Raw genomic sequence first — 11,791 nt, 5'->3', positions numbered from 1 at the left:
TGCATTATCTGATTATGCTTAGCTCGGCCAGTTGTATCACTCTTTTTGTGTCGGTGCTGTGCGCTTGCTGCCAAGTTAGCCGGTATGTATATAATATATATACCCTATTTTTATAATCAAGAATACGTTCATAGCTATATTTTTTTAAAGCCTCATTATCAGCACGATTCGATTTGTGTAATCGAAAAAGACAACTACGACTATCCACTTGATGTTTTTTATCTTTAACAATCCTAAACTACTAAAGTTTACAATTTCTATATTAGACCATAAAAAAGCTATAAAGCGCGGCAAGGAAGAGCTATTCTATTATCCATCATTAATTGAGAGATAGATAACTTTTGCTGGACAGCACTTTTGGCATTAGACATTAGAAAAATGAATGACTTTTAGAGTATCGGCTGAGCATATATCTTCGACTGTTTAATTAATACAAAATGATGAATATATTAGTGTTTATTAAATGGGGGATTTTTGTTTTACACTTGCACCAAATGCTGCAAGTGGGGGTCATTCTTGATACCCTCCAATTCCATTTCGATAACATTACAATGTCTTGTTTTATCTGGCGATAATTACTATCAATCTGATGTTTCATCTTATCCTCGCCCTGCTCATCCATAAAGGATAGAATTTTCGGTATATTCTGATAGGCTTTGGTTTCCCTGACTATTTTGTCATTATCCACTACAATTTCAGCATGAAATATTTTCTGTTCGGTCAGTCCGATTTATTCCATGGTCTCTTGACAGGTTCATTCATTTAGGAGAGGGGAGCTTTAACAAAAGGAATCCGAGGTTTTGCGTTTAAGTAAAGATAACGTCAATGAATTCATTACTTGTCGAGTGCAACGACCTAATATATTTTTTTTAATACCTTTAGTGGAATTAAAGTAATACTTAAAAATGTATAAGACGAGTTTTAAAATAACCAAAATGGATTGTGCAAGTGAGGAACAATTAATCCGCATGAAATTGCAACATTTGGATACGGTAAAATCCCTTGATTTTGATATTCCTAACAGAAAACTAGACGCCTATCACGACGGTTCTCATGAGCCGATTCTCTCGGCTCTGGAAGCCTTGAACTTAAATACAACGCTAATTTTAACCGAAGCGAGTAATACCATTTTGGAGGAGGAAACAGGTGGCAACCAACGGAAGCTGCTATGGACAGTGTTAGTCATTAACTTCGTGTTTTTTGGATTAGAAATGCTATTTGGTATCTTTTCCAAGTCGATGGGACTTGTAGCGGACAGTCTGGACATGTTGGCAGACAGCATTGTTTATGCGTTGGCCTTATTTGCTGTGGGCGGTACGATCGCAAGAAAGAACTCTATAGCAAAATTTGCAGGGTATTTTCAGATTGTTTTAGCGCTTGTCGGTTTTATTGAAGTGATCAGGCGGTTTATCGGCGTCGAAAGTATGCCTGATTTTCAGACCATGATTATTGTCAGTTCTTTGGCATTGATTGCAAACGTAATTTGTTTGTACTTACTGCAAAAAAACAAAAGTAAAGAAGCTCATATGCAAGCGTCTATGATTTTCACCTCGAACGACGTGATTATTAATTCAGGTGTTATTGTTGCCGGCCTTTTGGTTAATTGGCTCAATTCGGGTTACCCCGATTTAATCGTTGGAGCGATTGTGTTTATCATCGTTGCCAGAGGAGCGTACCGGATTTTAAAGTTAGCTAACTAAGTCTTTTCAAAGTTATTAAATCCGAATTATTTTTCAGGAGAATCAATTTTGGCAACCTTAAGTGAAATTATTTTTTTCACTTAAGGTTGTTTCTCTTTTCCGTACCTCATAAAAGAAAACAGACAAATCCGTATCGTCAACGTACTCTTTCCGGTGTGTTCCATTCGGTTGATATCACCAAAGCAAATGTATATAATCTCCACTATTTGCAAGATGTCAAGCACCAACTATCTGAATATGCGCTTTTTTAGATAAGGGGTATTTATACGTTGAGCAGCAATGGATCTTTTTGATTCGGTCAATATTGTCTTGGAGACTCCAATAAGAATGAACCAAAAAGGCTATAAAAGCAACCTTATATTTTCAGGAAATCACGGAAAAGAATTAAAATATTGCTCTCTCAACTATGCTATCAGTTCACGATCAGGAGAATTATGCCAAAACCTTTAGCGGGTTCAAAACAAGAATACTGGTGAAAATAACGGCCATGACTTTGATCCAGTTTATGAACAAGTTATCTTCGACAGGAACAAAAACAACATCAAAATTCAAATCATTTAATTTCACTCAACGGGTTAAAATTATATATTGTTATACAATGTTCCGGATCATCTTACCAGTTTAATAGTGGATACAATTTTACCGGATTGATAAATCTGAATAACGATGTCTGCCGTTTTGATTGCACCACCACTGTCGAGACCTCCCATGGCAATCCCAGCATCAGCTAATGCCAGCACAGGTGCATCATTTTTCCCATCACTTACAAATGCGATTCGTTTTCCCTCGTCCAGTAGCCATTGAACTTTTCTGACTTTGTCTTCGGGCAATAAATCACCAAAGGCTTTATTAATATTCAACGCACGGGCGACTTTATCAACAACGCTTCCTTTATCACCGCTCAACATCATTGTTTGAATATTTAACTTATGTAAATCACAATAGTCTTTTTTATTTCATCAGCTTACTGACTCTCAATCCAATTTTTAGCCTCTTCTTTTTGGTCTATATTAAAATACTTAATTTCGGCGTTGGTAAAAAGCTTCATAAATTGGGTTATCCAATTCTGCCATTTTTTGTCGCCCACCATAGCAATCTTTTCATAGTCCTTGGCGTGGGCCGTGTCCATTTTCAAGTCTTCCAACAATCCTGGGTCCCATCCTGTAAAATCTTTCATCTCAAAATACCAACGGACTTTCATTCCTTTGTCCAGTATAGTGTGGATAAGTGGATGGATTTTTTCTATATCTTCTTTTCTCAATTTGCCTGAAGCGTTTGTTGCAACAATATTTTTTTCTTTTAACTCGATTATTTGTAACATTTTATATAGTTTTAAATTATTATTACCCTTCCAAATCATAAAACCATTCTTCTGCCTTTATGATGCCTTCTGATAAAGCTTCTTTTGCTGAAATATCCTTTTTTTCGATAAGCTCTTTAGCAATGGCCAGGGCTTTTTCACGGACAATAGGATTCAAGGCGTCCAAGTCAGTTTTAAAATCTTCAAACATCCAGTCCATAGCCTCATTTTAAGGGTTAAAAAGTTCTTTTTCAGGGTCTATTTCATCCTTTGACTTTTTGTCCAAGAAATAATCCAACATAATGCCCACCACAATAGCTCCCACGAACGCTGCATATATTTGCCATTCATATTGAATTATCAAAGAAAGGCTAATGAGTATCGCCAAAATTGGCAATATCGGCACTCTCCAAATAGCTAATGGGACTTTAAAAGGTCTTTCTTTATAGGGTGCTTTGAAACGCAATACGATAAGGGCAATATTCACGGCAACAAAAACAAGCAACGCGCCTAAAGAGGACATTCCTGCTACTATTTTAATATCTCCCAACAATAAAAATCCAGCAACTGCGGCCACAACCACAAGGGTAGTAACCCACGGAACCTTCTGTGCATTGGTTTTGGTCATAAATTTCGGAAGTTCACGCAGGTCTGCCATTCCAAAAAGTAACCTACTAATTGAAATAATTCCACTAAAGGCAGCATTTGCAGTAGCAAAAAGTGCTGCGATAGCCAACGCAACAGGCAACCAACCGTTGAGACTGGATGCCGCAAGTGAAAGTGGTGAATCCACTTTGGCCAGTTCGGAAGGGTCAGCAATGTTTAGTACCGTAAAAGAAATGAGTAGATAGATAATAGTTGTAAACACCATTGTTAATAAAAAAGCACGAGGAATGGTTTTTCCTGGATTTTTAACCTCCGAACCCAAAGCCGCCATATGTTCAAAACCAGTATAAACAAAAAACAAAGTTGCGGTTGCCGCTAAAGTACCCGAAACGGATTCCACTTTAAAAAATTCTGCCTTTGGAGGACCGGTTTCTGAAAGTCCGACCGCAATGAGAATGAAGAGACCTAACAATTGGATACTGACCATTACAATATTTGCCGTAGATGATTTTTTGATACCCGTAATGCTTATCAATGCAAGAACCAACAACACTCCATAACTAACTAGTCGGGGAGGCACGTTAAAAAACGTATTGAAATACCCCGAAAAGGCAAGTAGCACCGCTGCAATGGTGGCCGAACTGTGAAACGCAATCGTCCAACCCGTAAGAAAGGACGGAATGTCAATTTTCGGAAATGCTTTGCGTACAAAAATAAATTCCGCGCCTGCATTGGGATAGGTAGAGGACAACTCTGCATACGACATTGCAGAGACGCTGGCAGCAATTGCTGCAAAAATGAAACTCAACCATAGGTCTGTACCTGCCTGTCCAGCAGCTGCGCCGATTACAGTATATATTCCTGCGCCAACAATAGTACCTACGCCATAAAAAGTGAGTCGAAGGATGCCTAATGATTTCTTTAGTTCCGCCATATTTTATTTAGTAAACTGATGGTTTTCGTACAAACGGTACAATGAAAGTGCTTATGTAAATTTGTACGGTATTTACCTTTGGTGTTTTCCTCAAAAACCGCATATTTTGTCATTCCGACCCCATTATTAATCTGATGAATCAAACCTTTATCCTCGAAAATCTTGAGATCGCGATAAAAGGTCGTTCTGTTTGCAGTTTATTGGTTTCGCTTTTTTCAATAAACGCCTTTTTTAAATCTGAAAAAGACACGGCACTTTGCTTCCATTCCGGGAACTTGTATCGCTTCGACCTCATTTGAGTAGGCCGAACCCCTCGGTTTAAAAGTATTTTTTGCATCTTTGTCATTTTAACATTGATTAAATTTATTTTTATAAGCTAAAAGCCTTAATGCATTGAAAACCACAAGTAATGTTGAACCTTCGTGGATGATCACCGCAATACCGATATTGGCAAACCCAAAAATGGTTGATGGTATAAGCAGGGCAACAATGCCGAGACTGACCCAAAGGTTTTGCTTGATAATGGCCTTTGCCTTCCTACTTAAGCCTATGGCAAAGGGTAGGGTTTCCAGTTTATCGGCCATTAGGGCAATGTCAGCTGTTTCCAACGCCACATCACTGCCGGCAGCACCCATCGCTATGCCTACGGTACTGTTTGCCATTGCGGGTGCATCGTTGACACCATCGCCTACCATTGCGACTTTGGATTCCTGTTCTTTTAATTTTTTTATAGCATCTACCTTTTCTTCCGGTAACAGGCTTCCCCAAGCATCGGTCAAACCAATTTCTTTAGCGACGGCATCGGCAACCTTTTGATTGTCCCCAGTTAGCATTATCATCCGTTTGATGCCGATTTCCTTTAACTTTTTCAATGTCTCCTTGGCAGTTTCCCGTGGAGTGTCCATCAAGGCGATGATACCAATATATTCATTGTTCTTTCTTATGAGCATTGTGGTATTTCCTCCCCCTTCAAGCTCCTTCACTTTGGTAGATATTTCATCGGATGGTTTTGAATCATCGAGATCTTCGTACAAATCAAGATTTCCAATATAGATTTTATCCTTGCCCAAGGAAGCTTTGATGCCTTTTCCATGAACAGCTTCCAAGTCAGACGCATCAGTAATTTTGGCACCGCCCAAACGCTCTTTTCCATCTCTTACGACGGCTTTGGCCAAAGGATGATCGCTCAAATTTTCAACGGCAACGGCTATCTTTAACAGCTCATTTTCTTCCATATTCCCCAATGGTACTACTTCTGTAAGTTTAGGCTTTCCTTCGGTAAGCGTACCTGTTTTATCAAAAGCCAAAGCTGTTATGACCCCTAGATCCTCAAGCGGTCGCCCACCTTTGATAAGTACCCCACCGCGAGCCGCTCGCGCCACCCCGCTTAATACAGCACTCGGTGTTGAAATTGCAAGAGCACAGGGGCTAGCTGCTACCAATACGGCCATTGCACGGTAAAAGCTGGCGCTAAACGGTTCATCAATGACCAGAAAGGCAAAGAGCAGGATACCAACCAGTACAAGTACGGATGGGACAAAGTATTTTTCGAACTTATCGGTCAACAGCTGGGTAGGAGATTTCTGGGTCTGTGCCTCGTTGACCAGTTTGACAAGTCGGGACAAGGTAGAGTCCTTGGCTTCTCTGATTACCTTTATTTCCAAAGTATTATTACCGTTGATAGTTCCAGAGAACACACGGTTTTCATCCTTGATATCATCGTCTGCCGAATAATCTCTACTGGTATCTTCCACAGGAATTTTATCCACGGGCACACTTTCTCCGGTGATAGGTGCTTGGTTAACGCTGCTTTGTCCATTGACTACGACTCCATCAGCAGATATTTTACTGTTCGGCTTGACCACAATGATATCGCCTTTTCTCAACTCTTCAATCCCGACCTCTACGGTCTTGCCGTCTTTTTTAAGCAAGGCTGTTTTTGCTGCAAGGTCCGCGAGCGCCGCAATGCTTTTTCTTGCTCTGTTCATTGCGTAATGTTCCAAGGCGTGCCCAAGACTAAACAGGAACAGCAAGAGTGCACCTTCTGCCCATTCTCCCAGAATGGCGGCACCAATGGCAGCGACCAGCATCAAGAAGTCAATTTCAAAACCGCCTTTGGCGACGGTCTGTACTGCTTCCTTGGCCGTAAAGAAACCACCGAAAAAGTAAGCGCCAATATATAAAGTAAGACTAACCCAATCTGGGATGGATTCCACATAGGAAAGCCCGAAACCTATTCCGAGAAGTACCCCGCAGATAATGGAAAAAATAAGCTCTGAATTTTTACCGAAAACACCACTGTGGGCGTGCTCTTCTCCTTCCTCGTGAGTCTCGTCCTTTTTGTGCTCATGCCCCTCTGGGGAAATTTCCACTTTTGTATCTTCCTTCTGTGAACGTTCCTGTTTTTTTCTGGATGAATTGGTGTAATTATTTTCGTTTGAAGAACTCCGCTGAATTCGAAGGTCTCCTTTTTCAATTTGGTTACTTATTTCATCGAAATTTGTTTGCTTTTTATCAAACTCAAGCCGTACCATTCCAGAGGCCGAAACAGAAGCCTCCAAAACCCCATTGATTGCCAAAAGGTTTTTCTCGATGGAACGAGCCTGTCTTGTGTGTCTGATTCCTTTAACTTCAATGAGCAAATGTCCGTATTTTTCGGTAATCTCGGCACCAGTCCGTTCGGCTAACGATTGAATGCGGTCTATAGAAATGATATCAGGGTCATAATGAAAACAGAGCAGTGGCACGCCATCTCCGTGCGCATCGGCAACGTGTACTTTTTCAATGCCTTCTTTAGCCTGTAGTTCTTGAATGAGCCTTTCAACACAAGTATCTTTTTCGTTTGGAACTTGCGGAAGGATAACCGGGATTTTTAATTGTAGTTTTTTCATTCTTTGCAATTTTTTATCCATTCTTTGGCATTGTTTTTTTCTTCTGGCTTATAAAATTCTATATGAGCTTCAGAGAAAGAAACCAATGTCTCAGTAAATTGTTCTTGTCGTTTACCGCTTCCCACTAAAGCGGTACGCTTTAAATGCGTTTCATTCGCAGTATTTAACACAAATTGCCCCTGCATTTCTCACAAATGCCCTTTACCACCAAGTTAATATCCTCCGTGATATAACCATCAGGTAAATTGATATGAGGAATTTTGTACTCGGTTAAACACACAGTTTCCTTACAATTTGTGCAATGAAAGTGCAAATGGAGGTCGTTATCGACCTCACACTTACAACTCTCTTCGCAAAGGGCATATTTTATAATTCCCGTCCCATCCTCGATTTGATGCACAACTCCTTTCTCTTCAAACACTTTCATAGTCCTAAATAGGGTGCTTCTTTCACTGACCTTAAAAGCCTTTTCTAAATCGCCAAGGCTGATGGCCACATTCATCTCTGCTAGCCGCTTATAAGTCATAAGACGTATAGCCGTAGGGCGTATACCTATGCTTTTAAAAAATTGAACTATTTTCTCCATTTGTTAAGAAAGAAATTTACAGATCGTATCGCTTCAAGGATTCACCCGTTTTGATTTGAAAGGCGTCCTCGATGTTAGACAAATAAATAATGCCATCTCCCGGCACTTCTGTTTTACCATGAGCTAAAATGATTTCAACGGCTGTTTGAGCCTCTTCATTTTGGCAAACTAATTCAATTTTAACCACAGGACTGTCCGTTACATGAAAATCAAGGGAAGGTCTAGCTCCTTTTGCCTTAAATGCCCCAGTTCCTTCAGCTTGTGAAAGGGTCATGCTTTTAAACCCATTATCGGTCAATGCTTCAATGATTTCCTGTATTCTGAGTGGTTTTACAAATGCTTTTATTTCTTTCATGTTTTAATATTTTAATATTTTGATCCGAGCCGATCTTTTAATTTTAACTATCAAACTAGGAAAATTAAAATACAGTGAATCAAATCCTTGATTATTATTAGATTAATGTCCGTGCTCCAGTTCCCCTTTTACCATTTCTGAAGACAGGTTATAAGCCCCGTTTATCACAACTTTGGCATCCTTTGAAATTTCGGCAGGAAGGTTGACTTCAACAAAGCCCAAATCAGCAATCCCGACCGTTACAGGTATCATTTTAAATTTCATCTTGTCCGATTCCATTTCTTTATCTTCATCCAAAATAAAAATAAAAGATTGCTCGCCTTCCTTTATAATGGCAGCTTCCGGTACAGCAAGACCATTTTTCTCGCCCTGCACTATTCGCCCTTCCACGTACATACCTGGCAGTAGGTTTTTATCCTTGTTTTCTATATCTGCCAAAACTTCCAAAGCTTTTGGGTCGGTGTTGAAAGTTTTGCCTATAGATCGAACAGTTGCTTTAAGCAGTTCATCTGGGTGCGAGGCCGTGGAGAAATATATCTGTTGCCCTTTCTTAAGTTGATTTATATCCTTCTCATATACTTTGAAGTTGACATAAATTTTTGAATTATCGCTTATTGAGAACATTTTGGATTGTGTACCCACATAATCTCCCAAACTTATCATTACTTCATTAACGTAACCACTTATTGGCGTGGTAATGGGGACGGCCGAATATATTTGGCCGTCCGCCACTTTGTCCGGGTTAATTCCCAACAATCTCAATTGGGACCGCAAACCATTGACGGCGGATGTTGTGGAACGAAATCTTGACTGTGCCATCTGAAATTCCTTGCCAGAAGAAACGCCTTTGTCATAAAGGGTCTTCTTGCGTTCAAAATCCTGTTTCAAAAAGACCAGTTCGTCATTTTTTTCCTGATAATCCTGTTGCATCGCAATGATATCTGGGTGCTCTATATATGCCAGCACCTGACCTTTCTTTACGTTATCTCCAGGGATTACTTTTATGGAACTCACATTTCCACCAACAAACGGGCTGATGTTCGCCTTGTCCTGCGGGAAAAGTTCCAGCGTTCCTGTTATCTTAATGTTGTTTCCTAAGTTACGTTCCTCCAAAGATTTCATTTCCAAACCAATGGTTTGGGCCTGTTGCTTGGTGAGTTCCACAACGCCTTCTTCCTCGCTGTGACCTCCTTCTTCTTCATTGTGGCCTTCCTCGCCGTGTGCATCTTCTCCAACTTCATTGGTTTTTGAAACACCTTCAGTTTCGTTATGCCCAGCTTCTGATTTTGGAGCGTCGTTACAACTCATAAACATAAGTGTAAATAGTACGGTACTTACTAATAATATATTCTTCATTTTTCTTTTATTAAGATTAGAGATTACCCAATTGATATTGCACCTCAATAGACTGTTGGTTATATTGATTGATATATTGTAAATGGTTTTGTTTAATCCTGATAGCACTGTTGAGAATTGTGATGTAATTGACATAACCTATTTCACCTTCTTTAGATGCCAGTTCCGCAGTTGTAATTTGTTCTTCTGCCAATAGTAATGCGCCATCTTCATAATATTGCAAAGTCTTCTTTGTTTTTTCAAGTGATTTTATCAATTGCGAAACGCGACTTTCTGCTACCGCTTTCTGCTCCAAATATTGATTCTCTGCTACCATGGCGTCTGCCTTGGCTGCCTTAACTCTTGACTTCTGTGGGAAAAACCATAACGGGACACTAATTCCTGCCTGATAGCTGTTAAACCCTGAAACTTCATCCACCACCTGTCTTCCATACGAGAAATTGAATTTTGGCAGGAATTGGGACTTTTCAACACCCACGTTTGCTTTACTTACTTCGACGTTTTGCAACGCATATTGTAACATTGGGTTATTGGTTACAGAAGTTGAATCCAATGTTGCCATAAAGCCCAATGGCTCGTAAACACCATCTACCGTCTCAATATTTTCATCGATTCCCAAATATTGTTTTAACGCACGTTTGGCAATTTCAATATCATCATAGGCTTGTTGCCTTAATACTTGAATCTGTTGAAATTCGGAAGAGGCCGAAATAAATTCCAACTTACCTGTTTCTCCAGTATCATACCGAAGTTGGGCAGCGGTCTTAAAATTAGCATAAATACTGTCCAATTGATCTGCAAAATGCAACTGTGCCTTGTAATAATTAATTTGGTCATACGCCTGCATTACATTGCGCACCAACTGTTGTTCATTGGCCACATAAAGCTTTTCTCCCAAGACAATACGCTCATTGTAAAACTTCGATTTGGAAAAGCCGGAAAGCAAATCAATATTGCCTTGTTCCACCCCAACGGTTGTCTGTATTCCAGGAAGATTATTGCCATATTCTTCTTTGCCCCTGAAAACTTGTGTGCTACCAAGGTCAAAACTGGCGCCTTTCAGTGCTTTTTCCCGTTCAATAAATGCCTGGCTTTCCTTAAGCGTCGGATAATTCTGTTTTGCCATAGCAATGGCGTTATCGATGGTCAAGATCCTTGAGACTGTGCCGTCTGGATTGCTGTCTTGGGCAAATGCAGTTCCAGAAGCCATCAAACCTCCGACTATCAATAACGGGATTACAATATTGGTTGATTTGTTGATATAGCTTACATCCCCACTTGTACTGTTTCGTTCCTTTCTCGATTCAAGCCAATAATATAATACAGGAAGTACAACAAGTGTCAAAAACGTTGCTGTAAGCAATCCTCCAATAACCACTGTTGCCAATGGTCGCTGCACTTCCGCACCACCGGAGGTAGAAATCGCCATCGGGATAAAGCCCATAATGGCCGCGGTTGCCGTTAGCAAAATTGGACGTAAACGCTCGTGAGTTGCCTCGTATATTCGTTTTTTCAAGTCTGTCATTCCACTTTCTTTAAGTTCATTGAATTTGTTTATCAATACCAATCCGTTTAAAACCGCAACTCCAAAGAGTACGATAAATCCAACTCCTGCCGAAATGCTAAAGGGCATTCCCCGTGCCCAAAGTGCAAATACGCCACCAATTGCTGCCAAAGGCACAGCCATATAAATCATTACCGATTGTGAGAACGAACTCAAGGCAAAATAAAGCAAGATGAATATTAAGAAAAGTGCAATAGGCACTACAATCATCAACCGGTCCGAAGCGCGTTGCAGGTTTTCGAAGGAACCTCCGTAGGTTACAAAATAACCTGGTGGCAATTGTACTTGAGTTTCCAATTTTTGTTGTATTTCCTCGACCATCGATTTAACATCGCGGCCACGGACATTTACCCCTACTGAAATACGACGGGAGGTATTGTCCCTTGAAATTTGCATTGGTCCGGGTTTATAACTGATTTCCGCCACTTCCTTTAATGGTACTTGTGCACCACTTGGCAAATCTATGTACAGATTTTTTAGACTATTGATGTCCTGCCGA

General features: G+C 40.1%; 11 protein-coding genes and 3 pseudogenes. 2 read left to right on the top strand and 12 right to left on the bottom strand.

Annotation, left to right across the window (positions count from 1 at the left end; translation table 11 throughout):
• Positions 1–479: 479 nt before the first annotated feature.
• A pseudogene (locus VLZ86_RS06275) lies at positions 480–718 on the bottom strand (conjugal transfer protein TraG); the annotation flags it as partial.
• A 187-nt stretch (positions 719–905) separates the two neighbouring features.
• Between VLZ86_RS06275 and VLZ86_RS06270 the strand changes: the two are divergent.
• Both VLZ86_RS06270 and VLZ86_RS06265 read left to right on the top strand, forming a co-directional pair.
• On the top strand, positions 906–1,700 hold the full coding sequence (locus tag VLZ86_RS06270; RefSeq protein WP_118194339.1) for a cation transporter: 795 nt from the start codon (positions 906–908) through the stop codon (positions 1,698–1,700).
• A gap of 143 nt (positions 1,701–1,843) precedes the next feature.
• Positions 1,844–2,261: pseudogene (locus VLZ86_RS06265) on the top strand (IS982 family transposase); the annotation flags it as partial.
• A gap of 47 nt (positions 2,262–2,308) precedes the next feature.
• Here VLZ86_RS06265 and VLZ86_RS06260 read toward each other — a convergent pair.
• The 11 genes and pseudogenes from VLZ86_RS06260 to VLZ86_RS06215 form a co-directional block, all read right to left on the bottom strand.
• A pseudogene (locus VLZ86_RS06260) lies at positions 2,309–2,623 on the bottom strand (HAD family hydrolase); the annotation flags it as partial.
• A 41-nt stretch (positions 2,624–2,664) separates the two neighbouring features.
• A complete protein-coding gene (locus VLZ86_RS06255) occupies positions 2,665–3,021 on the bottom strand; it encodes an STAS/SEC14 domain-containing protein (protein WP_118197017.1) in 357 nt (118 codons plus the stop codon).
• 22 nt (positions 3,022–3,043) lie between these two features.
• Positions 3,044–3,220 (bottom strand): hypothetical protein, encoded by a 177-nt coding sequence (locus VLZ86_RS06250; RefSeq protein ID WP_165438723.1) that lies wholly within the window; start codon positions 3,218–3,220, stop codon positions 3,044–3,046.
• 9 nt (positions 3,221–3,229) lie between these two features.
• On the bottom strand, positions 3,230–4,540 hold the full coding sequence (locus VLZ86_RS06245; protein WP_118194338.1) for an APC family permease: 1,311 nt from the start codon (positions 4,538–4,540) through the stop codon (positions 3,230–3,232).
• On the bottom strand, positions 4,528–4,683 hold the full coding sequence (locus tag VLZ86_RS16300) for a hypothetical protein (RefSeq protein WP_414652543.1): 156 nt from the start codon (positions 4,681–4,683) through the stop codon (positions 4,528–4,530). The genes VLZ86_RS06245 and VLZ86_RS16300 overlap by 13 nt, the downstream gene beginning before the upstream one ends.
• A 204-nt stretch (positions 4,684–4,887) precedes the next feature.
• Complete coding sequence (locus VLZ86_RS06240) at positions 4,888–7,431, bottom strand: heavy metal translocating P-type ATPase (RefSeq protein WP_118197016.1); 2,544 nt, start codon at positions 7,429–7,431, stop codon at positions 4,888–4,890.
• Positions 7,428–7,616 carry an STAS/SEC14 domain-containing protein gene (locus VLZ86_RS06235; protein ID WP_118194335.1) on the bottom strand — a complete coding sequence of 63 codons (189 nt, stop codon included), beginning with the start codon at positions 7,614–7,616 and terminating at the stop codon, positions 7,428–7,430. Before VLZ86_RS06235 ends, VLZ86_RS06240 begins: the two co-directional genes overlap by 4 nt.
• A complete protein-coding gene (locus tag VLZ86_RS06230) occupies positions 7,595–8,017 on the bottom strand; it encodes a Fur family transcriptional regulator (RefSeq protein WP_118194334.1) in 423 nt (140 codons plus the stop codon). The genes VLZ86_RS06235 and VLZ86_RS06230 overlap by 22 nt, the downstream gene beginning before the upstream one ends.
• Before the next feature lie 16 nt (positions 8,018–8,033).
• Positions 8,034–8,372, bottom strand: a complete 339-nt coding sequence (locus tag VLZ86_RS06225; RefSeq protein ID WP_118194333.1) for a P-II family nitrogen regulator — start codon at positions 8,370–8,372, stop codon at positions 8,034–8,036.
• A 102-nt stretch (positions 8,373–8,474) separates the two neighbouring features.
• A complete protein-coding gene (locus tag VLZ86_RS06220) occupies positions 8,475–9,728 on the bottom strand; it encodes an efflux RND transporter periplasmic adaptor subunit (protein ID WP_325449783.1) in 1,254 nt (417 codons plus the stop codon).
• Between the two features lie 16 nt (positions 9,729–9,744).
• The coding region (locus VLZ86_RS06215) for an efflux RND transporter permease subunit (RefSeq protein WP_325449782.1) at positions 9,745–11,791 on the bottom strand (2,047 nt) is incomplete at its 5' end.

Origin of the sequence: Gelidibacter sp., assembly GCF_035515035.1 — a bacterium.
In the GTDB taxonomy this organism is placed as follows: Bacteria; Bacteroidota; Bacteroidia; order Flavobacteriales; family Flavobacteriaceae; genus Gelidibacter.
Note: the sequence above shows the minus strand (reverse complement) of the source record. Positions and strands in the feature narration are given on the sequence as shown.